The organism is Pseudomonas resinovorans NBRC 106553 (assembly GCF_000412695.1).
Lineage (GTDB): Bacteria > Pseudomonadota > Gammaproteobacteria > Pseudomonadales > Pseudomonadaceae > Metapseudomonas > Metapseudomonas resinovorans_A.
Map to the genome: position 1 here is coordinate 1667378 of NC_021499.1, position 20682 is coordinate 1688059.

At 67.8% G+C, this 20682-nt stretch carries 21 protein-coding genes; 14 read left to right on the forward strand and 7 right to left on the reverse strand.

Annotated elements, in window-relative coordinates; translation table 11 throughout:
- The 14 genes from PCA10_RS07710 to PCA10_RS07775 all read left to right on the forward strand — a co-directional run bounded on the left by PCA10_RS07710 (nt 1) and on the right by PCA10_RS07775 (nt 15544).
- Complete coding sequence (locus PCA10_RS07710) at nt 1–537, forward strand: cupin domain-containing protein (RefSeq protein ID WP_016491491.1); 537 nt, start codon at nt 1–3, stop codon at nt 535–537.
- Between the two features lie 8 nt (nt 538–545).
- Nucleotides 546–1415, forward strand: coding sequence for an alpha/beta fold hydrolase (locus PCA10_RS07715; protein WP_016491492.1), 870 nt, complete (start codon nt 546–548; stop codon nt 1413–1415).
- Nucleotides 1408–2241, forward strand: coding sequence for an IclR family transcriptional regulator (locus PCA10_RS07720; protein ID WP_016491493.1), 834 nt, complete (start codon nt 1408–1410; stop codon nt 2239–2241). The genes PCA10_RS07715 and PCA10_RS07720 overlap by 8 nt, the downstream gene beginning before the upstream one ends.
- Complete coding sequence (locus PCA10_RS07725; protein WP_016491494.1) at nt 2228–3025, forward strand: SDR family oxidoreductase; 798 nt, start codon at nt 2228–2230, stop codon at nt 3023–3025. Before PCA10_RS07720 ends, PCA10_RS07725 begins: the two co-directional genes overlap by 14 nt.
- Nucleotides 3018–4700: a thiamine pyrophosphate-binding protein gene (locus tag PCA10_RS07730; protein ID WP_016491495.1), complete on the forward strand. Its 1683-nt coding sequence runs from the start codon at nt 3018–3020 to the stop codon at nt 4698–4700. The genes PCA10_RS07725 and PCA10_RS07730 overlap by 8 nt, the downstream gene beginning before the upstream one ends.
- Before the next feature lie 10 nt (nt 4701–4710).
- Nucleotides 4711–5514, forward strand: coding sequence for an aspartate dehydrogenase (locus tag PCA10_RS07735; protein ID WP_016491496.1), 804 nt, complete (start codon nt 4711–4713; stop codon nt 5512–5514).
- Between the two features lie 10 nt (nt 5515–5524).
- Nucleotides 5525–7009 (forward strand): aldehyde dehydrogenase, encoded by a 1485-nt coding sequence (locus PCA10_RS07740; protein WP_016491497.1) that lies wholly within the window; start codon nt 5525–5527, stop codon nt 7007–7009.
- Nucleotides 7010–7022: 13 nt separating this feature from the next.
- The gene (locus tag PCA10_RS07745) at nt 7023–7988 is read left to right on the forward strand and encodes a VOC family protein (protein WP_016491498.1); all 966 of its coding nucleotides are present in this window, start codon (nt 7023–7025) and stop codon (nt 7986–7988) included.
- A gap of 10 nt (nt 7989–7998) precedes the next feature.
- Nucleotides 7999–9159, forward strand: coding sequence for an FAD-dependent monooxygenase (locus PCA10_RS07750; RefSeq protein ID WP_016491499.1), 1161 nt, complete (start codon nt 7999–8001; stop codon nt 9157–9159).
- A gap of 75 nt (nt 9160–9234) precedes the next feature.
- Nucleotides 9235–9453 (forward strand): recombinase-like helix-turn-helix domain-containing protein, encoded by a 219-nt coding sequence (locus PCA10_RS07755; protein ID WP_016491500.1) that lies wholly within the window; start codon nt 9235–9237, stop codon nt 9451–9453.
- Nucleotides 9454–9475: 22 nt separating this feature from the next.
- On the forward strand, nt 9476–10495 hold the full coding sequence (locus PCA10_RS07760; RefSeq protein ID WP_016491501.1) for an aromatic ring-hydroxylating oxygenase subunit alpha: 1020 nt from the start codon (nt 9476–9478) through the stop codon (nt 10493–10495).
- An 82-nt stretch (nt 10496–10577) separates the two neighbouring features.
- Entirely contained in the window at nt 10578–11534 is a 957-nt protein-coding gene (locus PCA10_RS07765; RefSeq protein ID WP_016491502.1) for a PDR/VanB family oxidoreductase, read from the forward strand.
- A gap of 782 nt (nt 11535–12316) precedes the next feature.
- Nucleotides 12317–13558, forward strand: coding sequence for a hypothetical protein (locus PCA10_RS07770; protein WP_016491503.1), 1242 nt, complete (start codon nt 12317–12319; stop codon nt 13556–13558).
- Nucleotides 13559–13603: 45 nt separating this feature from the next.
- Entirely contained in the window at nt 13604–15544 is a 1941-nt protein-coding gene (locus PCA10_RS07775; RefSeq protein ID WP_016491504.1) for a methyl-accepting chemotaxis protein, read from the forward strand.
- 86 nt (nt 15545–15630) lie between these two features.
- On the opposite strand, the gene PCA10_RS07780 is transcribed toward PCA10_RS07775, so the two are convergent.
- The 7 genes from PCA10_RS07780 to PCA10_RS07810 form a co-directional block, all read right to left on the reverse strand.
- Complete coding sequence (locus tag PCA10_RS07780; protein WP_016491505.1) at nt 15631–15810, reverse strand: PA3496 family putative envelope integrity protein; 180 nt, start codon at nt 15808–15810, stop codon at nt 15631–15633.
- A 108-nt stretch (nt 15811–15918) separates the two neighbouring features.
- Nucleotides 15919–16557, reverse strand: coding sequence for an endonuclease III (gene nth, locus PCA10_RS07785; protein ID WP_016491506.1), 639 nt, complete (start codon nt 16555–16557; stop codon nt 15919–15921).
- Nucleotides 16554–17126, reverse strand: a complete 573-nt coding sequence (locus PCA10_RS07790) for an Rnf-Nqr domain containing protein (RefSeq protein WP_016491507.1) — start codon at nt 17124–17126, stop codon at nt 16554–16556. The genes nth and PCA10_RS07790 overlap by 4 nt, the downstream gene beginning before the upstream one ends.
- Entirely contained in the window at nt 17123–17734 is a 612-nt protein-coding gene (locus PCA10_RS07795; protein ID WP_016491508.1) for an RnfABCDGE type electron transport complex subunit G, read from the reverse strand. Before PCA10_RS07795 ends, PCA10_RS07790 begins: the two co-directional genes overlap by 4 nt.
- A complete protein-coding gene (locus PCA10_RS07800) occupies nt 17731–18738 on the reverse strand; it encodes an RnfABCDGE type electron transport complex subunit D (protein WP_016491509.1) in 1008 nt (335 codons plus the stop codon). Before PCA10_RS07800 ends, PCA10_RS07795 begins: the two co-directional genes overlap by 4 nt.
- Entirely contained in the window at nt 18735–20120 is a 1386-nt protein-coding gene (gene rsxB / locus PCA10_RS07805) for an electron transport complex subunit RsxB (protein WP_016491510.1), read from the reverse strand. Before rsxB ends, PCA10_RS07800 begins: the two co-directional genes overlap by 4 nt.
- Nucleotides 20117–20671, reverse strand: a complete 555-nt coding sequence (locus PCA10_RS07810; RefSeq protein ID WP_016491511.1) for an Rnf-Nqr domain containing protein — start codon at nt 20669–20671, stop codon at nt 20117–20119. Before PCA10_RS07810 ends, rsxB begins: the two co-directional genes overlap by 4 nt.
- Between the last annotated feature and the right edge of the window lie 11 nt (nt 20672–20682).

Here is a 20682-nt window from a genome sequence, read left to right on the forward strand (position 1 = left end):
ATGACCGACCTGAACCAAAACCTGAGCGCCCCGAAATCCTGGGACCGTCCCGAAGGCGCCAGCTTCGAGGAATGGTGCAACACCCGCATCGCCCGCTACTCCACCCGCAAGTACGACTGGAACGCGCTGAAGTTCCAGGCCGACTACGACCCCAAGTTCCGCCGTGCGCAGATGCGCTACATCGGCACCGGCGGCACGGGCGTGGCCACTGACATGAACACCATCCCGTCCGAGCACTTCACCTTCTCCACCATGGTGATCCCGGCCGGCCACGAAGGCCCGCCGCACCTGCACATCGACGTCGAGGAAGTGTTCTTCGTCCTGCGCGGCAAGCTCAAGGTCGTGCTGGAGAAAGATGGCGAACGCTTCGAGACCATCCTCACCGACCGCGATGTGATCTCGGTGCCGCCGGGCGTATACCGCGAGGAAATCAACATTGGCGACGAGGACGCGCTGATGTGCGTGATGCTCGGCGCGAAGAAGCCGATCACCCCGACCTACCCGCCGGAGCACCCTCTGGCGAGCATCAAGCGCTGAGGCTGGACATGAACATGGCGCAGACCCGCATCCCCGCCCCCAGCCTGCCGCAGAGCTTCCCCGAGCGCCTGGTGCAACTCGCCGACGGCGCCCAGGTGGCGATCCGCGAGTGCGGCCAGGGCCCCGCCGTGGTGCTGTTGCACGGCATAGGCTCCGGTTCGGCGTCCTGGCTGCATTGCGCCCAGCGCCTGGCCGCGAGCTGCCGGGTGATCGCCTGGGACGCACCCGGCTACGGGCAATCCACACCGCTGCCGCAGGCGCAGCCCAGGGCCGGTGACTACGCCGCGCGACTGGAGCTGCTGCTGGCGGAACTGGGGGTGGAGCGCTGCCTGCTGGTCGGGCATTCGCTCGGCGCGCTGATGGCCACGGCCTATGCCAGTGGCGTCGGCGCGGCGCGGGTCGGCCGCCTGCTGCTGATCAGCCCGGCACGCGGCTACGGCGCGCCGGAACTGCGTGACAGCGGCCTGCGGGTGCGCCAGCAACGCCTGGACAACCTCGAGCGCCTGGGCATCGACGGCCTGGCCAGCGAGCGCACCGCACGCCTGCTGGGCCCCAACCCCAGCGAGGGCGCCCTGGCCTGGGTGCGCTGGAACATGGCGCGGCTCAACCCGCACGGCTACCGCCAGGCCGTCGAGTTGCTCTGCGGCGACGACCTGCTGGCCTACGGCGTGCCCGCCATGCCCTGCGAAGTGCACTGCGGCGAAGCCGACGGCATTACCCCGCCGCAGAACTGCAGCGCCATCGCTCGTTTGCTCGACGCGCCGTTCTCGATGATTCCCGGGGCCGGCCATGCCAGCCCCATCGAACAACCCGAAGTGGTAGCAGGACGCATCGGCCACGCACAACGCCACTCTTTCCAAGGAACCGCCAATGGATAAGCCAGACGATCCGCAAGACAAGTACATAGTGCCCGGCCTGGAGCGCGGCCTGCTGCTGCTCTGCGAGTTCAGCCGGAAGAACCGTACCCTGTCGGCACCGGAGCTGGCGCGGCGCCTGAAGCTGCCGCGCTCGACCATCTTCCGCCTGCTGACCACCCTGGAAACCATGGGCTTCGTCACCCGCAACGGCAACGAGTACCGCCTGGGCATGGCGGTGCTGCGTCTGGGCTTCGAGTACCTGGCCTCGCTGGAACTGACCGAACTCGGCCAGCCGCTGCTGAACCAGCTGTGCGACGACATCCGCTACCCCTGCAACCTGGTGGTACGCGATGGCCGCTCCATCGTCTACGTGGCCAAGGTCTCGCCCTCCACCTTGCTGACCAGCACGGTCAACGTCGGCACCCGCCTGCCGGCCCACGCCACCGTGCTCGGCCGCATCCTCCTGCAGGACCTGTCGCTGGGCGAGCTGCGCGACCTGTACCCGGAAGAACACCTGGAAAGCTACTCGCCGAACACCCCGCGTACCGTGCTGGAGCTGTTCAACCTGCTGCAGAGCGATCGCCTGCGCGGCTTCGTCCAGGGCGAGGGCTTCTTCGAGTCGACCATCTCCACCGTGGCCGCGCCGGTGCGCGACCACAGCGGCAAGGTGGTGGCCGCCATGGGCGCCACCATCCCCTCGGGGCACATCGAGCCGAACAGCATCGACAACCTGGTGAGCACCGTGCGCGCCAGCGCCGACCAGCTGTCGCACCTGCTCAACTACGCCCCGGACAGCCACGACAACGTCACCTCCATCTTCCGGAGCAAGCAGCATGAGTCTGTGTGATCTGTCCCATGCCGTCGCGGTAGTCACCGGCGGCTCCTCGGGCATCGGCCTGGCCACCGTCGAGCTGCTGCTGGAAGCCGGCGCCGCCGTGGCCTTCTGCGGCCGCAACGGCGAGCGCCTGCGGGCCGCCGAAGCCGGCCTGCGCGAGCGTTTCCCCGCCGCGCGGCTGTTCGCCCAGGCCTGCGACGTGCTCGATCCGGTGCAGGTGAAGGCCTTCGCCGAGGCCAGCCAGGCCCGGCTCGGCCGCGCCAGCATCCTGGTCAACAACGCGGGACAAGGCCGCGTCTCCACCTTCGCCGACACCACGGATGAAGCCTGGGGCGAAGAGCTGCAGTTGAAGTTCTTTTCCATCATCCACCCGGTGCGCGCCTTCCTGCCGCAGCTCGAAGGCCAGGCGGATGCCGCCATCGTCTGCGTCAACTCGCTGCTGGCCAGCCAGCCCGAGCCGCACATGGTGGCCACCAGCGCCGCCCGCGCCGGGGTGAAGAACCTGGTGCGTTCCATGGCCTACGAGTTCGCGCCCAAGGGCGTGCGGGTCAACGGCATCCTCATCGGCCTGGTCGAGTCCGGCCAGTGGCGCCGCCGCTTCGAGGCCCGCGAAGAGCGCGAGCTGGACTGGGCCCAGTGGACCGGCCAGCTGGCGCAACGCAAACAGATTCCCCTGGGGCGCCTGGGCAAGCCGATCGAAGCGGCCCGCGCCATCGTTTTCCTCGCTTCTCCCCTGTCTGCCTATACGACGGGTAGTCATATCGATGTTTCCGGAGGTTTGTCCCGTCATGCGTAACGAAAGCAAAGTCACAGTCGGCGCCGCCATCGCCGCGTTCCTCGAGCAGTGCGACGTCAAGGCTGCGTTCGGGGTCATCTCGATCCACAACATGCCGATCCTCGATGCCTTCGCGATCCGCGGCAACATCCGCTTCGTGATGGCCCGTGGCGAGGCCGGCGCAGCCAACATGGCAGATGCCTACGCCCGTACCACCGGTGGCCTGGGCGTGTGCCTGACCAGCACCGGCACCGCCGCCGGCAACGCCGCCGGCGCCATGGTCGAGGCGCTCACCGCCGGCACCCCGCTGCTGCACCTGACCGGACAGATCGAAACCCCCTACCTGGACCAGAGCCTGGCCTACATCCACGAGGCCCCGGACCAGCTGACCATGCTCAAGGCCATCTCCAAGGCGGCCTTCCGCGTGCGCAGCGTCGACACCGCCCTCAGCACCATCAAGCTGGCCGTGCAGACCGCCCTGACCGCGCCCACCGGCCCGGTGAGCGTGGAGATCCCGATCGATATCCAGTCCGCGCTGATCAACATGCCGGCCGACCTCTCGCCACTGCCGGTCACCGTGGCCAAGCCATCCGAGCAGGTCCTGGACGACCTCGCCGAACGCTTCGCCAAGGCCAAGCGCCCGATGCTCTGGCTGGGCGGCGGTGCCCGCCATGCCGGGCGGCAGGTCCAGCGCCTGCTGGCCATGGGCGTGGGTGTGGTCACCAGCACCCAGGGCCGCGGCATAGTCCCCGAAGACGACGAGCGTTCCCTCGGCGCCTTCAACCTGAACAAGCCTGTGGAGCAGTTCTACCAGAGCTGCGATGCCATGCTTGTCGTTGGCTCGCGCCTGCGCGGCAACGAAACCCTCAAGTACGAGCTCAAGCTCCCGCGTCCGCTCTACCGGGCCGACGCGGATGCCACGGCGGAGGGTCGCTGCTACCCGAGCGACTTCTTCGTCTGTGGCGATTCCGAACTGGTTCTCAAGGGCCTGGCCGACCGCCTGGAAGGGCGTCTGTCGGTGGACCCGGGCTTCGCCGCCGACCTCGCCGCCGCGCGCAACCAGGCCCGTTCGCAACTGGTGGACGGCCTCGGTCCCTACGCCTCCCTGGTGGAGCAGCTGCAAGGGCTGGCCGGCAAGGACTTCAACTGGGTGCGTGACGTCACCGTGTCCAACAGCACCTGGGGCAACCGCCACCTGAAGATCTTCAGCCCCCGTGCCGGCGTGCACGCCCTCGGCGGCGGCATCGGCCAGGGCCTGGCCATGGGCATTGGCGCCGCGGTGGGCGCGGCGGAAACCGCGCGCGGGCGCAAGACCTTCGTGCTGGCCGGCGACGGCGGCTTCATCCTCAACCTCGGCGAGCTGGCCACGGCCGTGCAGGAACGCGCCGACATGGTCATCGTGCTGATGAACGACCAGGGCTACGGGGTGATCAAGAACATCCAGGACGCCGCCTACGGTGGTCGCCGCTGCTACGTCGACCTGCACACCCCGGACTACGCCCAGCTGTCCGCTTCCCTCGGCCTGCGCCATGCCAAGGTCGGCGACCTCAGCGACTTCAGCCGCGTACTCGACGGTGCCCTGGCCGAGTCCGGTCCCTTCCTGCTGGAAGTGGACATGCTCTCGGTGGGCAGCTTCAAGACCATCTTCGCCGGTCCGCCGACCAACGAAGCCAAAACCGCCAAGGCCACCGTCTGAGGCATTCGCCATGCTCAACATCACCATGATCGGTTGCGGCGCCATTGGCGTCGGTGTGCTGGAACTGCTGGAGAGCGACCCGCAACTCTGCGTCGATGCGGTGATAGTCCCGGAAGAATCCCAGGGGCTGGTCCGCCAGCGCCTGGCCGGCCTGCGCAAACCGCCGCAGGTGCTGAGCGAACTGCCGGCCGGATCGCGTCCCGACCTGCTGGTGGAGTGCGCCGGCCATCGCGCCATCGAGCAGCACGTGCTGCCGGCCCTGGCCCAGGGCATTCCCTGCCTGGTGGTGTCGGTGGGCGCGCTGTCCGAGCCCGGACTGGTGGAGCGGCTGGAGGCCGCCGCCGAGTTCGGCGGCACCCGCATCGAGCTGCTGCCCGGCGCCATCGGTGGCATCGATGCGCTGTCGGCGGCCAAGGTCGGCGGCCTCGAATCGGTGCGCTACACCGGCCGCAAGCCGGCGCGCGCCTGGTTGGGCACGCCGGGCGAGACGGTCTGCGACCTGGAGCACCTGGCCGAGGCGCAGGTGATTTTCGAAGGCAGCGCCCGCGAAGCCGCGCGGCTCTACCCGAAGAACGCCAACGTCGCCGCCACCCTGTCGCTCGCCGGCCTCGGCCTGGACCGCACCCAGGTGCGCCTGATCGCCGACCCGCTGAGCTGCGAGAACGTGCACCAGGTGGAGGCCAGCGGCGCCTTCGGCGGCTTCGAGCTGACCTTGCGCGGCAAGCCGCTGGCGGCCAACCCCAAGACCTCGGCGCTGACCGTGTACAGCGTGGTCCGCGCCCTGGGCAACCACGCCCACGTGATTTCGATTTAGGGGCACTACCGTGATAGACCTGAACCCGATCCAACCCATCTGCATCGCCGGCGAATGGCGCCTGGGCGGCGGCGCCCTGTACGCCAGCCTCTACCCGGCCACGGGCGAGCCCATCGCCCGGCTGCACGCCGCCAGCCTGGACGATGTGGAAGAAGCCATCCAGGGCGCCCAGCGCGCCTTCCGCGAAAGCGGCTGGGCCCAGCGCAAGCCCCATGAACGCGCCGCCGTGCTCTACCGCATCGCCACCCTGATCCGCGAGCGCAGCGAAGAACTGGCCCAGTTGCAGCGGCTGGACAACGGCAAGCCGATCCAGGAAACCCGCAACCTGGTGGCCAGCGCCGCCGCCACCTTCCAGTTCTTCGCCGCCGCCTGCGAAACCCTGGAAGAAACCATCACGCCCTCGCGCGGTGATTTCCTCACCATGAGCGTCCATGAGCCCATGGGCGTGGTGGCCGCCATCACCCCGTGGAACTCGCCCATCGCCTCCGAGGCGCAGAAACTCGCCCCGGCCCTGGCCGCCGGCAACGCCGTGGTGATCAAACCGGCCGAGATCACGCCGCTGGCCGCCCTGGCCCTGGCGCGCATCTGCGATGAAGCCGGCCTGCCGCGCGGGCTGGTCAGCGTGCTGCCGGGCAAAGGCTCGGTGATAGGCGACGTGCTGACCCGCCATCCGCTGGTCAAGCGCGTGTCCTTCACCGGCGGCACCAGCACCGGCAAGCACATCGCGCGGATCGCCGCCGACAAGATGATGCCGGTGTCCATGGAACTGGGCGGCAAGTCGCCGACGATGGTGCTGGCCGACGCCGACCTCGACCACGCGGTGGCCGGGGTGCTCTACGGCATCTTCAGTTCCAGCGGCGAATCCTGCATCGCCGGCTCGCGGCTGTTCGTCGCCCGCGAGCACTACGAGGAATTCATCGAGCGCCTGGCCGCCGGCGCCGCCGCCCTGCGCATCGGCGACCCGGCCGACGAACGCACCCAGATGGGCCCGCTGATCAGCGCCGCCCACCGCGACTCAGTGGAGCGTTTCGTCGCCATGGGGGTGGCCGAGGGCGGCCGCCTGCGCACCGGCGGCATGCGTCCCCGGGGCGAGGCCTTCGAGCGCGGCTACTTCTACACCCCGACCATCATCGAAGGCCTCTCCAACGGCGCCCGCCTGTGCCAGGAAGAAGTCTTCGGCCCGGTCCTGGTGGTCATGCCCTTCGAGGACGAGGCCGAGCTGATCGAGCAGGCCAACGACAGCTGCTACGCGCTCGCCGCCGGTATCTGGAGCCGCGACTTCCAGCGTGCCTGGAAGCTCGGCCGCGCCGTGCAGGCCGGCACCGTGTGGATCAACACCTACAAGCAGTTCTCCATTTCCACGCCCTTCGGCGGCTGGCGCGACAGCGGCCTGGGCCGCGAGAAGGGCCGCCTGGGGATTCTCCAGTACATGGAGCAGAAGAGCCTCTACTGGGGCCTGAACGAACAGCCGCTGGCCTGGGCCGGCGGCCATTGATGAGGACAACGCGATGAGCGTATTGGGAATCGACGAAATCACCTACGGCGTGGAGGACCTGGCCAGCAGCGCCCGCTTCTTCGCCGACTGGGGCCTGAAGCAAGTGGCCGAAGACGCGGACCAGGTGGTGTTCGAAAGCCTCAACGGCTGCCGAGTGATAGTCGCGGCACTGGACAAGCCCGGCCTGCCGCCGGCTATCGAACCCGGCTCCACCCTGCGCGAAGTGGTCTGGGGCGTGGAGAGCGAGGCCGACCTCAAGCTCTACGCCGAGCGCATCGCCGGCGACGCCGGCTTCATCGAGGGCGAGGGGCGCATCGGCTGCACCGACCCCAATGGCATGGCGATCCGCTTCCAGGTCACCAGGAAGCGCGACATCCAGGTGCAGTGCGGCCAGTCCAACACCTGGCAGTTCAAGGGCCGGGTCAACCAGGCCAGCCCCATCTACGAACGCGCCCAGCCCATCGAAGTTGGCCACGTGGTGTTCTTCGTCAAGGACGTCAACGCCTGCGAGCGCTTCTACAGCGAGCGCTTCGGCTTCGTCTGCTCCGACCGCTACCCCGACCGTGGCGCCTTCATGCGCTGCGCGGAGGAGGGCGGCCACCACGACCTGTTCATGCTGCAGCTGCCCCAGCCGCGCGCCGGCCTCAACCATGTGGCCTTCACCGTGCGCGATATCCACGAAGTGTTCGGCGGCGGCATGCACATCTCCCGCTGCGGCTGGGACACCGAGATCGGCCCGGGTCGCCACCCGGTGTCCTCGGCCTACTTCTGGTACTTCAGGAACCCCGCCGGTGCGCTGGTGGAGTACTACGCCGACGAGGACCAACTGACCGGCGAATGGCAGGCCCGCACCTTCGAGCCCGGCCCCACGGTATTCGCCGAGTGGGCCATCGCCGGTGGCCTCGACGGCAACACCCGGCGGCAGAAGAACGCCGAGGCGCCGCAAGGCAAGTTCCTGACCGACAAGCCCAAGCAGTGAGGAGCACCCCATGACGCAACTGAATATCGGCATTCTCGGCGGGGGCATCGGTGGCCTCGCCGCCGCCATCGCCCTGCGCCAGGCCGGCCACCAGGTACGGGTCTTCGAGCAGTCCAGGGCCTTCCTGCGGGTCGGCGCCGACATCAACCTGACCCCCAACGCCGTGCGCGCCCTCGATGGCCTCGGGCTGGACGTGGCGGCCAGGGTGCGTGAACACGCCGCCCGCCCGACCCACCGCATCAGCCGCCTGTGGGATACCGGCGAAGAAACCTCGCGCTTGGAAATGGCCGACAGCGCCGAGCGGAAATACGGCGCCCCGCAGCTGACCATCCACCGCGCCGACCTGCTGGCGGTGCTGGCCGATGCCTTCCCCCTGGAGCAGGTGCTGTTCTCCCGGCGCGCCGAAACCGTGGTGCAGCAGGCCGATGGCGTGGACATCTGCTTCCAGGACGGCAGCCGCGACCAAGTGGACCTGCTGGTGGGCGCCGACGGCATCCACTCGGTGGTCCGTCGCGCCCTGTTCGGCGCCGAGAACCCACGCTTCACCGGCGTGGTCGCCTACCGCGCGGTGGTGCCGGTCGAGCGCGTGGCCCGGGTGCCGAACATCCAGGCCTTCACCAAGTGGTGGGGACCGAACCCGGAAAGCCAGATCGTCACCTTCCCGCTCAACCAGGGCCGCGACATCTTCATCTTCGCCACCACCGGCCAGGACAGCTGGCATGAGGAGTCCTGGACCGGTGCCGGCGACGTCGACGAGCTGCGCAGCCACTACACCGCCTTCCATCCGGACGCCCGCGCTCTGCTGGCGGCCTGCGACCAGGTACTGAAGACCGCGCTCTACGAACGCGATCCGCTGCCCTTCTGGTCCCGGGGTGGTATCACCCTGCTGGGCGACGCCTGCCACCCGATGATGCCCTTCATGGCCCAAGGCGCCGGCCAGGCCATCGAGGACGCCGTGGTGCTGGCGCGCCACCTGGCCGGCGCCAGCCACGCGAACCTCGCCGAAGCCCTGGTCGGCTACCAGGACTCGCGCCTGGCCCGGACCAGCGAGATCCAGATCGGCTCCCGCGGCAACCAGTGGCTCAAGGCCGGCGGCAATGCCGACTGGGTCTATGGCTACGACGCCTGGCGCCAGCCACTGGACCAGGTTGGGGCAGGTACCTCGGCATGAGCCGGACGCTGCCGCTGACCGTGCTGCTCAAGCACGACGACATCCACGAACGGGGCCGCAATGGAGGCCGATGACATGCAACAACCCTACCTGGAACCCCATCAGGCACGTACCCGCGTGCCGAACTCCTTCGAAGACCTGCTCGGCGACTCCATCGAGCGCGCCTTCGCCGTCGGCATCCACGACCTGCCGGGCCTGGTCGGCTACCTCAACCAGGCCGGCCCGACCTGCCCGGGCGGCGAGCCCTGGACCGAGGACGCCTACAAGACCCTGATGGCCCGCCTGGGCGAGTGAATTCCCTGAAGAGGAAAGCGAAATGAGCACCGTGGACCCTGTTGAACAACTCCTCGCCAACGGCCTGAAGAACCTCTGGTACCCCATCTGCCCGACCGGCTTCATCGCCGACAAGCCGGTGTCCCTGCGCCGGCTCGGCTACAAGCTGGCGCTCTGGCGCGACACCGACGGCACCCTGCATGCCCTCGAAGACCACTGCCCGCACCGGGGCGCGCCGCTGTCGCGCGGGGTCAACCTGGGCGACCGCCTGCAGTGCCCCTACCACGGCGTGGAAGTGCGCTGCGACGGCGTCACCACCCGCGTACCAGGCAGCCCGGGCTGCAAGCTGGAAGGCAGCCAGGCGACCCGCTACTTCCACGTCACCGAAGCGGCCGGCGCGGTCTGGCTGTACAACTCCGCGGGCAACATCGAGGAAGCGCCGCCGCTGGTGCTGCCCGAGCAACTGAGCTCCGCCGAGTTCTCCCATTTCCTCTGCTACGCCGAGTGGCGCGGCGACTACCGCTACGTGCTGGACAACGTCATGGACCCCATGCACGGCACCTACCTGCACAAGCAGTCGCACTCCATGTCCGAGGGCGAGAGCCACGCCAAGTTCGTCACCCGTGATACTGACACCGGCTTCATCTTCGAGAAGGATGGCCAACGCGGGGTGAACTTCGACTGGACCGAATGGGCCGATACCGGCGTGCACTGGATGCGCCTGGAGATCCCCTATCCGAAGACCGGCGGTCCGGGCGGCAACTTCCATATCGTCGGCAGTTACACGCCCATCTCCCGCGAGCTTTCCGCGGTCTTCCACTGGCGTTGCCGCCCGCTCACCGGCTGGCAGCGCGATACCTGGCGCTTCCTCTACAAGAACCGCCTGGAAGCCCGCCACTGGGCCGTGCTGGAGCAGGACCGCGAGATGCTCGAGTTCATGGAGCCGGACGCCAACCAGCGGGAGAACCTCTACCAGCACGACCTGGGCCTGGTGCGCCTGCGCCGCCACATGAAGAACCTGGCCAAGGCCCAGCTCGAACTGATCGAGGCCAGGCAGCTGTGATCCTGGTCCGCCGTATCCGCGCCACCGACCCGCCGGGCATCGCCCCGGCGAACCGCGACGAAGCCTGAACCAGAGGTAGAACATGACTCTCACTAACACGCTAACGGCCTTCGTCCACACCCTGCGTTTCGAAGCGGAAGGCATCATCAGCGTCGAGCTGCGCCCCCAAGGCGACCAGGAGTTCCCCAGCTTCGGCGCCGGCTCCCATATCGACCTGCACCTGGGCAACGGACTGGTGCGTAGCTATTCGCTGCTCAACTCGCCGGAGGACCGCGACCGCTACGTGGTCGGCATCCTCCGCGACCGCAACAGCCGGGGCGGTTCCGCCTATGTGCACCAGAACCTGCGAGTGGGCATGCAGCTGCAGATATCCCCGCCGCGCAACCTGTTCCAACTGGACGAAGCGGCCGGGCACACGGTGCTGGTGGCCGGCGGCATCGGCGTGACTCCGATCTACTGCATGTTCAACCGCCTGCGCGCCCTCGGCCGCTCGGTAGAGATGCTCTACTGCGCTCGCACGCGCAAGGAAGCCGCCTTCGTCGAAGAGCTGGCCGCCATCGACGGCAATATCCGGCTGCATTTCGACGACGAGAAGGGTGGGCCGGTCGACCTCAAGGCCTTCCTCGCCGAGCGGCCGTCCAGCGCGCACTTCTACTGCTGCGGCCCGACCCCGATGATCGATGCCTTCGAGAGCCTCTGCGAAAGCCTCGGCCACCCGAACGTGCATATCGAGCGCTTCGCCGCCGCAGCCCCCGCGCCGACGGCGCCCCAGGGCACTTATGAAGTGCAGCTGGCCCGCAGCGGCAAGCGCATCGAAGTGCCGGGTGGCAAATCGCTGCTGGACGCCCTGCTGGAGTCGGGTATCGAGGTTGATTGCAGCTGCCGCGAAGGCGTCTGCGGTGCCTGCGAAACCCGCGTGCTGGAAGGTGAACCCGAGCACCGCGACGGCGTGCTGACCAAGGCCGAGAAGGCGGCGAACCAGACCATGATGGTCTGCGTTTCCGGCTGCAAGGGCGCGCGCCTGGTGCTCGACCTGTAGTTGCTCCCTCCTTGCTGTTGTTCTCACCATTTGGCCGGCGCTCGTGACGCCGGTTTTTTTTGCGGGGGGAGTGGGGATGATTGGCAGTTTTGTGCGGATTCCCAGTCGCCCCTCTCCCCGTGGCGAGGGGAGCCGGCGCAGCCGGGCCGGATGCTTGGGGCGAGCGTTCTTGGTTACTTCTTTGTGGTTCGGCATCCCGACGTTTGAAAGAAGTAACTCGCCCGGGTGGGCGAAACAGAAACCCACTGCCCGCGCAGCAATGAGCTGAACAACTGATCTTGTTTCGCTAATCAAACATTCAGCGCAACTTCTGTTCTTAATTAAGTTCTCTGTTATCACGCCAAAAAAACGTGAGTGTTTTCTGTGTGAAACGTAGAAGTCCCCAGAAAGTGTCACCGTGAATATTCTACGCACACACTTTGTGCGTTTTTGTTACCCCGCCAACTGCCCGTTTCGAGGGCGGTACAAACTTCTTCATTTCACATATAAACAATTGTTTTTAAAGTATTTATTTGGTTAGTGGCTGCTGGCGATGCAATGGCATGATTCATGCTCAAAACGTCGTGTCGCAGATAAAACGAAATGCGATGTGGATGGCCTCTCGACAACCCTGTCGGGTAACAGCCGAAAAGGCCGATGGAAGGGCCGAAAAATAATTGACGGGCAATAAGCAAAGCGTCTGTTTATTTCCATGATGACAACTTCAAGTTGTCGTGGAAGTTCAGGCGATGGATATCGCTTTGCCCAAAGCTCTGCCTTCGCGAACTGCAGATGAGGTCGTAATGAACAAGTACCTGTTGTCCCTGGGGCTCGCCCTGTCCAGCCTTTCCGCCATGGCCGACCAGTCCGCCGGCCCCGCGTCGCCGGTTGGCGTGCCGCCGGCCGCCACGCCGCCCAAGCCATTCCCGCATATCAGCCTGCGCAGTGACGATGGGCAGAGCAGCCTGGACATCGGTGGCGCCCTGCGGATGAACTATCGCGACGAAAACTGGGATACCACCGAGAACAACGGGCGCTTCCTCTTCGATACCTTCCGTCTCGATGTGCAGGCCACCCACCAGAACTTCTTCTCCGATGTCGGCTACTGGTTCCAGGACGACGGCAAGCGCTCCATCGACCGTGGCTTCGTCGGCTACAAGTTCAACGACACCTCCAGCCTGCAACTGGGCGCGCCCTTCAAGCCCTTTGGCCTGGAGCCCTACCCGCAGTTCGGCTGGAGCTATCACATTCCCTTCTTCCTGGGTTACGGCTCGAGCGCCGGCGCTGGCGCCAAGTACGTCTACAAGGACCCCGAGTGGCACGTCCAGGCCGGCTACTTCCCGCGCATGCTGCCCGGCAGCCTGCGCTACTCGCCCGAGGTGGGGCGTTTCTCCGACCTGAACGACAACGCCATCCCGGCCATCCACTCGCGCCAGGACAACGAGAAGCGCGACCAGGTGAACCTGCGCGTTGCGCGCAACTTCGCCGGCGATGGCTGGAAGACGGAACTGGGCGGTTCGGTGGCAGCGGCGCGTCTCTACAACGCCACCACCCGGGACGACGGCGACTATTGGGCCGGTGCGCTGCATGCGGTGATCAACCGTGGCAACTGGTCGGTGACCACCCAGGCCATCCGCTACGAGTTCGATCCGAAGAACCCGGCCGGGGTCAGCGACGACAGTGTCCTGATGGGCGCCAACGGCCTGACGCCGGCCTTCCTGATCGCCTCGAAGGCGTCGGTGGCGTCCTTCAACGTTGCCTACGACGTGCTCACGCCGAACATGGGCATGCTGAAGAAGCTGCGCTTCTATAACGACTACAGCCGCATGTTCAAGGACAAGAGCGGCTGGGACGACTCGCAGATGTACACCGCCGGCGTGCAGTTCATCGCCATGCCGATCATGGGCTGGCTGGACTTAACCTGGGGCCGCAACGCCAACCCCTACGGCGGCGCCGAGAGCGGTACCGGCTTCACCAGCACCACCTCCGCACGCAGTGACGAGTGGCTTTTCCGCACCAACCTGAACATCGGTTACTACTTCTGAGCCCACGGCGGCGGCTCGGCCGCCGCCTTCTTACCGAGCCTTTTCATGTTCCCACCGCGCCTTTACCGGATGGCCGACCTGCGGGTCGGCCTCAAGCTGGGCCTGGGTTTCGCGCTGGTGCTGCTGCTGGCGCTGCTGATCACCCTGGCCGCCCTTTCAAGCCTGGACCGCCTCAGCCTGCGTGGCGACCAGCTCATCCAGGGCAACGACCTGAACCTGCACTTCCTCCAGGCCGACCGGGCCCGCAGGGATTTCACCCTCGGCGGCGACAAGGCTACGGGCGAGCGCGTCGCGACACTCGCCGAGGCGATGCTGGCCGACTCGGCGCGACTGGGCGCTGACCTGGACGATGCCGCCGACCGCCAGCGCGTGGCGCAGATAGGCGACGCCATCCAGGCGTATCGCGAGGCCTTTACCGCACTGACCCAGGCCCGCACCGACCAGCAGGACGCCAGCCGCTTCGGAATTGCCGCAGCAGAGCAGGGCATGCAGGCGTTCGCTCGGCTGGAGGAGCAGTTCTTCGCGGACCTGGAGCAGCTCTTCGATACCCACGCAATGCTCGACCAGATCCGCGCGGTGGGTGGCCTCAACCAGCAGTTCCTGCGGTTGCGTCTGTTGACCCTGGCCTATGTGCGAGCGCCGACGCCCGAGGGCGAACGCGCGGCCTTCGACGCCGGTGAATCCCTGGCCAAGGCTACCGGCACCCTGCAGAGCCAGTTGCCGGCGCGCAGCGGCGCCATTCTCGGGGAGACCCTGAAAGCCCTGGAGCGATTCCAGGAGTCCCTGCAGCGCTTTCGCCAGAGCATCGCCAGCATGGCGGCGGCCAACCGTGTCATGACCGAACGGGCGGAGGGGGTGCAGGGGCTCAGCGAGCAGTTGCAGGCGTCCTTGCTGGAGCGGCGTAACCGCGAGACCACCCGGGTACGCCTGCAATTGCTGGGTATCGCCGGGGTGACGCTGCTGGTGGCCCTGTTCGCGGCCTGGAGCATCACCCGGCAGATCGTCCGCCCGCTTCGGGAAACCCTGGTCCAGGCCCGGCGCATCGCCGAGGGCGATCTCTGTGGTGTGGCGCCGGCAGCCCGAGGCGACGAGCTGGGGCAGCTGCAGCAGGCCGTGCAGGGGATGCAAGGCAGCCTGCGGGAACTTATCGGCCGCATCGGCGGTGGAGTGGGCGAGATCAACGGCGCGGCCCTGGCGTTATCCAGCGTTACCGAGCAGACCCGGATCGGTGTCGAGGAACAGAAGTCCGAGACCATCCAGGTCGCCACCGCCATGCAGGAGATGGCCTATACGGTGCAGGAGGTGGCGAGCAACGCCGGCCAGGCGGCCAGCGCCGCGCAACTCGCCTGCGACGAGGCGGGCAAGGGCAACAAGGTGGTGCAGGCTGCCATCCAGCAGATCGAGCACCTGGCCGCCGGGGTGGAAGCGTCGGCCCAGGTGATGGCCCGGCTCCACGAAGACAGCGCGCAGATCGGCTACGTGCTGGATGTGATCCGCTCGGTGGCCGAGCAGACCAACCTGCTGGCGCTCAACGCCGCCATCGAGGCCGCCCGCGCCGGCGAGGCGGGACGTGGCTTCGCGGTGGTGGCCGACGAGGTGCGTGGGCTGGCCCAGCGGGTGCAGAGCTCCACGACCCAGATCCAGGACCTGATCGGGCAGTTGCAACACGGCGTGCAGCAGACCGCCAGCACCATGCTCGGCAGCCGCGACATGAGCCAGCTGACCGTGGACCTCGCGCGCCAGGCGGGCCAGGCGTTGCTCGGCATCGACCAGAGCATCGACGACCTGCGTGGCCGCAACTTGCAGATCGCCACGGCGGCGGAGGAGCAGAGCGCGGTGAGCGAAGAGATCAATCGCAGCATCCTGCGGGTGCAGGCGGTGGCCGAACAGACGGCGGCGGCGAGCCGGGAAACCGCCAGTTCCAGCCAGTTGCTGGCACGGTTGGGGGGCGAGCTCCAGGAGTTGGTGGGGCGTTTCCGGGTGTAGGGGCTGGACTCGGTAACCTGCTCGTCTGTACCAGGTCCAGGCCAACAAAAAGCCCCGCATTTGCGGGGCTTTGGGCAAGGCGCCAATCAGAGGTCGAAATCGTAGTCGGAGAGCTGCTTCTGCAGGCGTCGTTCCTCGAGGTAGTTGTCGATGATGCGGCGCTTGGTCAGGTTGGTCTTCGCGGCTTCCGCCGGGGCTTCCGACTCTTCGGAGTCCTCCGCGACGAAGTCTTCTTCGAGTTCGATTTCTTCTTTGGCTGTGGTCATAAGGTTCACTCCACGATGCGGGGCGCTCTTGGCGGACCTTATAACGGCAAAGCTGGAGTCGGTAAAAAAGATTTTTTCAATCGGATACTTGAGTAAATCAATAGGCGATCAATCGTCCGAGGTCTTCGCCTTGTACTCGCACAGGTCCTCGATGCGGCATGCACCGCAGCGGGGTTTGCGCGCCACGCAGACGTAGCGGCCATGCAGGATCAGCCAGTGGTGGGCGTCGAGGAGGAATTCCTTCGGGACGAATTTCAGCAGCTTCTTCTCCACCTCCAGCACGTTCTTGCCGGGGGCGATGCCGGTACGGTTGCTGACCCGGAAGATGTGGGTGTCCACCGCCATGGCCGGTTGGCGGAAGGCGGTATTGAGCACCACGTTGGCGGTCTTGCGGCCGACGCCGGGCAGGGCTTCGAGGTCTTCGCGGTTGTCCGGCACCTGGCTGTCGTGCTTCTCGACGAGGATGCGGCAGGTCTCGATGACGTTCTTGGCCTTGCTGTTGTACAGGCCGATGGTCTTGATGTACTCCGACAGCCCGTCCACGCCCAGGGCGTGGATGGCCTCCGGGGTGTTGGCCACCGGGTAGAGCTTGGCGGTGGCCTTGTTGACGCCGACGTCGGTGGCCTGGGCGGAGAGGATCACCGCGATCAGCAGCTCGAAGGGCGTGCTGTAGGCCAGTTCGGTTTCGGGGTTCGGGTTGTCTTCGTGCAGGCGGCGGAAGATTTCGTAGCGTTTCGCGGCGTTCATCGGGAATCAGCGGTCCGGTTGGTCAGGTGGCGCCACAGCGCCAGAAGCGTGCCGAGCAGGATAAAGGCTCCGGGTGCCAGGGCGAACAGCGGAATGCCGTTGGCGCCCAATTGCAGCTGCCAGCCCAGGGCCGTCGGTCCCAGCAGCCAGTCGGCGTGGGCGAACAGGCTGGCGTGGCCCAGGGCTTCGCGCAGCGCGCCCAGCAGCAGGGCGAGCAGGGCGAAGGCCAGCCCCGCGCGCAGGCCTTCCAGGGCGTCGGGACGCTCCCGCAAGGCAAGGTGCACGCAGGGCACCACCAGCAGGTAGGGGTAAGGTCCCAGTGCCTGGTGCAGGTCGAAGGCGCCGGCCTGCAACAGCAGGCTGGCCAGGCTCACCAGCAGGGCGGACAGCAGCGTCGCGCCCAGCCAGTGGGCGTTTCCCGTCAGGTGTCGGTCGAACAGCGGCAGGGCGAGACCGAACAGCGTCAGCACGGGCAAGCCGAGCAGCGCCAACCCCAGGCCCTTGACCAGCAGGTCGGTGGCGCCCAGCAGCAGGGCCAGGCCCAGCAGGCCGAGGTGGTCGGCTTTCATGGCGATGTCTCCCCGAGCAGCAGTTGCCGATGGCCGTCGAAGTACTGCAGGGCGTGCTGGATAGCGCTGACCACGGCGCGGGAGGTGATGGTGGCGCCGGCGATCTGGTCGAACTGGCCCTTGTCGGCCTTTACCCGCCATTCCGCCTCCGGGTGGCTGGCCAGGGCGGCATCGCTGAATGTCTGCCGCAACCAGGCGCTGCGGGCCGGCTCGATGCGGTCGCCGATCCCGGCGGTTTCCCGGTGGCCGAGCACTTTGGTGGCGAGCAGGCGGCCGTCCGGGCGAATGGCCAGCAGCAGGTGTATCGGTCCTTCGTAACCCTTGGCCGTGGCGGGCAGCAGCACGGCCACCGGGAGCCCCTGGCGGCTGGCCAGCCAGGCCTGGGTGAGAGCCGGATTGCCGAGCAATTCGCTGGCGGGCAGGGCGATGGGTTGGGCGAGCGGATGGTTGTCGTAGCTGCCGGGGGGCAACAGGTCGAGCAGGGCGCGCTCGGCGGCGGCCTGACGCCCGGTTTCGATGCGCTCGCCGAGCAGCTGGCCGACGGCGATCAGCAGCACCAGGCCGAGGACCGCCAGCGCGGCGAGTATCCCCAGGTCGCGGCCCTTCATGGCCGCACCTCCCGGCCGCGCTCGGCGAGGCGGTCGAGGGTGGGCACCAGCAGGTTCATCAGAAGGATGGCGAAGGCCATGCCGTCGGCATAACCGCCCCAGGCGCGGATCACGTAGACCAGCACCCCGGTGCCTACGCCGAACAGCAGGCGCGCGCGGTCACTGCCGGCGCCGGAGACCGGCTCGGTGGCGATGAAGAAGGCGCCGAGCATGGTGGCGCCGCTGAACAGGTGGAACAGCGGCGAGCCGTTGGAATCCGAGCCGCTACCGTTCCAGCACAGCAGGCTTGCGACGAAAAGGCCGGCCAGCAGGCCTACCGGCGCGTGCCAGCGGATCACCTTGCGCTGCAGCAGGAACAGGCCACCCAGGAGGAAGGCCAGGTTGATCCATTCGGCGCCGCGTCCGCCGAAGCCGCCAAAGGCCGTGTGGCCGGCGAAGAGTTCGTCGATGGTCAGGCGATTGTTGTGCTTGAGGCTGTCCAGCGCGGTGGCCTGGCTCCAGCCATCGGGGAGGCCAGCGCCCAGGCCCAGCACCTGTTGCAGCGATTCGCCAAGGCCGGGGTGCTGGCCGGGGCTGGGCCACTGGTTGAGCAGGGCGGGGAAGGCCACCAGCACCACGGCGTAGCCGAGCATGGCGGGGTTGAAGGGGTTCTGGCCGAAGCCGCCGAACAACGCCTTGCCGAACAACAGGGCGAAGGCGCAGGCGCCAGCGGTGAGCCACCAGGGCGAGTAGGGGGGCAAGGCCAGGGCCAGCAGGGTGGCGCTGACCAGGGCGCTGCCTTCGCCCAGCACGGGCTGGTTGAACAGCGCCGCTTCGGCCATGGCCGGCTGCCGACGCAGGCGGCACACCAGCGCTTCGCAGGCGAGGGCGACCGGTATCGCCACCAGGAGTTGCAACAGGCTGCCCCAGCCGTATTGCCAGAACAGCGCAAGCAGGCCCGGCAGGCAGGCGACCAGCACCAGCTGCATGCTGGGGCGCGGGTCGAAGGCCGGGCGGGTGGTCATGACGACGGCGACTGTTCGGCGAGGGCCCGTTCCGCCTTGGCCAGGCGCTCACGGGCGTTGGCCAGGGCGGCAGGGTCGGCGGCGGACTGGCGCTCCAGCTTGCCGAGGTCGGCGCGGGCGTAGGCCAGTTCGGTCTTGATGGCGCGCAGGGCCGGGTCGATCGGGCGCTTGTCGACGCGTTGCAGGTTCGGCGGCTGCTTGCCGGAAGCATCCTCGGCGGCGTGCAAGGCGGTTTCGGCGGCGGCCAGGGCCTTGCGCAGTGGCGCCAGTTCGGCTTCGCTGGCGCCTTTCTGTTCCGCGCTCTTGAGCTCGGCGCGACGGCTGGCCAGGGCGATCTTCGCGCGCTTGAGATTGGCCTCGCCCGCGCTGGCTGGCGCGGCGACCGGTATGCCCTGGAGGCTGTCCAGATGTTGCTGGGCACGCTCCACCGCGGCGCGCAGCTCGGCAAGCTGGGCCTGCTGATCGGCAGTGGGGGCGTCGCCGAAGGCCTTCTCGGTACGGCTCAGCTGGGTACGGCTCATGGCGGCGGCGACCTTCGCCTGCTTGAGGGCGGCTTCGTCCACCTGCGGGGCCGGCACCGCCAGCGCTGCCGTGAGCGCGGCCTGGGCCTTGTCATTGGCCTGGCGCAGTTCGGCCACCAGGGATTGCAGGTCGGAGGTGCCATAGACCTCCAGCCGGTCCTCGGCCTTCTTCAGCGCCACCTGGGCCATGGCGGCCTCGATCTTCAGACGCTTCTGCTGGTCGTTCAGGCTGGGGAGCGCGGCTTTCTGCGCTTTCACCCGTTCGATGGCGGCCTGTACCGCGTCCAGCGGCGCGGCGCTGCTGGTCTCGGCCTGGGCGGCTTCGGCGGCGCGAGCGGCACGGGCTTCGCGATCGGCACGGCGTCGGGCGTCGTCACGGGCGAGGCGCGCGTTGCGGAACTCGAAGCGCTGGCGGAACTGGTCGGCGCGCTGGCGTTGGGCGCTGGCGGCCGGTTCCGCCAGTGGCAGGATGTCGATGCAGTCCACGGGGCAGGGCGCCACGCAGAGTTCACAGCCGGTGCACTCGTCGCTGATGACGCTGTGCATCTGCTTGGCGGCGCCGACTATGGCGTCCACCGGGCAGGCCTGGATGCACTTGGTGCAGCCGATGCATTCGGCCTCGCGGATGAAGGCGATCTGTGGCGGCACCGCGCCGTTGGGAGCGTCCAGCGGCAGGGGCTGGACCTGCAGCAGGTCGGCCAGGGCGATGATGGTGGCCGTACCGCCGGGTGGGCACTTGTTGATCGCCTCGCCCCGGGCCATGCCCTCGGCGTAGGGCTTGCAGCCGGGATGGCCGCACTTGCCGCACTGGGTCTGCGGCAGCAGGGCGTCGATGCGCTGGATCAGGTTGGCCTGGCTCATTGCGCCCCCATGCCGTTGAAGCCGAGCAGCGCCAGGCCCATCAGCCCGGCGCAGACCAGCAGCAGGGGCGCGCCACGGAAGGCGGCTGGCACCAGGGATTCATCCACTTGCCGCAGCAGGTCGTCGAACAGGCTCAGCACCAGCCAGAAACCCAGGCCGCCACCCAGGCCCATGCCGAGGGCGACCGGGAAGCTGCCGGCGGCGCCCAGCAGCATGGCGCCCAGCGCCGCGCCATTGACCACCAGCAATGGCCAGAGGCCGTCCCGGGCCAGGGCCGGGCGCAGGCGGGCGAGCAGGCGCAGGCTGAGCCAGGCCAGCGGTGCCAGCAACGGCAGGAAGATGAACAGGCGCACGGCGCCCAGCTCCAGCGGCGCCAGCAGCAGGTGCTCCAGCAGCCAGGCCAGGGGCGTGGCCAGGGCGATCACCGCGCCGCCGGCAAGCGCCAGGGCGCGGCTGCGTGGCTGGCGCAGGCTATCGGCGCCGAACGGCAGGCCGAGAACCAGGTTGTTGACCAGGGCCGCGCCGAGCAGGGCGAAGAGGAAATCGGTCATAGGGACTTGAG

Coding starts and splice junctions, on each gene's coding strand:
- PCA10_RS07710 (WP_016491491.1), top strand. CDS start 1: ATGACCGACCTGAACCAAAACCTGAGCGCCCCGAAATCCTGGGACCGT.
- PCA10_RS07715 (WP_016491492.1), top strand. CDS start 546: ATGAACATGGCGCAGACCCGCATCCCCGCCCCCAGCCTGCCGCAGAGC.
- PCA10_RS07720 (WP_016491493.1), top strand. CDS start 1,408: ATGGATAAGCCAGACGATCCGCAAGACAAGTACATAGTGCCCGGCCTG.
- PCA10_RS07725 (WP_016491494.1), top strand. CDS start 2,228: ATGAGTCTGTGTGATCTGTCCCATGCCGTCGCGGTAGTCACCGGCGGC.
- PCA10_RS07730 (WP_016491495.1), top strand. CDS start 3,018: ATGCGTAACGAAAGCAAAGTCACAGTCGGCGCCGCCATCGCCGCGTTC.
- PCA10_RS07735 (WP_016491496.1), top strand. CDS start 4,711: ATGCTCAACATCACCATGATCGGTTGCGGCGCCATTGGCGTCGGTGTG.
- PCA10_RS07745 (WP_016491498.1), top strand. CDS start 7,023: ATGAGCGTATTGGGAATCGACGAAATCACCTACGGCGTGGAGGACCTG.
- PCA10_RS07750 (WP_016491499.1), top strand. CDS start 7,999: ATGACGCAACTGAATATCGGCATTCTCGGCGGGGGCATCGGTGGCCTC.
- PCA10_RS07755 (WP_016491500.1), top strand. CDS start 9,235: ATGCAACAACCCTACCTGGAACCCCATCAGGCACGTACCCGCGTGCCG.
- PCA10_RS07760 (WP_016491501.1), top strand. CDS start 9,476: ATGAGCACCGTGGACCCTGTTGAACAACTCCTCGCCAACGGCCTGAAG.
- PCA10_RS07765 (WP_016491502.1), top strand. CDS start 10,578: ATGACTCTCACTAACACGCTAACGGCCTTCGTCCACACCCTGCGTTTC.
- PCA10_RS07770 (WP_016491503.1), top strand. CDS start 12,317: ATGAACAAGTACCTGTTGTCCCTGGGGCTCGCCCTGTCCAGCCTTTCC.
- PCA10_RS07775 (WP_016491504.1), top strand. CDS start 13,604: ATGTTCCCACCGCGCCTTTACCGGATGGCCGACCTGCGGGTCGGCCTC.
- PCA10_RS07780 (WP_016491505.1), bottom strand. CDS start 15,810: ATGACCACAGCCAAAGAAGAAATCGAACTCGAAGAAGACTTCGTCGCG.
- nth (WP_016491506.1), bottom strand. CDS start 16,557: ATGAACGCCGCGAAACGCTACGAAATCTTCCGCCGCCTGCACGAAGAC.
- PCA10_RS07790 (WP_016491507.1), bottom strand. CDS start 17,126: ATGAAAGCCGACCACCTCGGCCTGCTGGGCCTGGCCCTGCTGCTGGGC.
- PCA10_RS07795 (WP_016491508.1), bottom strand. CDS start 17,734: ATGAAGGGCCGCGACCTGGGGATACTCGCCGCGCTGGCGGTCCTCGGC.
- PCA10_RS07800 (WP_016491509.1), bottom strand. CDS start 18,738: ATGACCACCCGCCCGGCCTTCGACCCGCGCCCCAGCATGCAGCTGGTG.
- rsxB (WP_016491510.1), bottom strand. CDS start 20,120: ATGAGCCAGGCCAACCTGATCCAGCGCATCGACGCCCTGCTGCCGCAG.
- PCA10_RS07810 (WP_016491511.1), bottom strand. CDS start 20,671: ATGACCGATTTCCTCTTCGCCCTGCTCGGCGCGGCCCTGGTCAACAAC.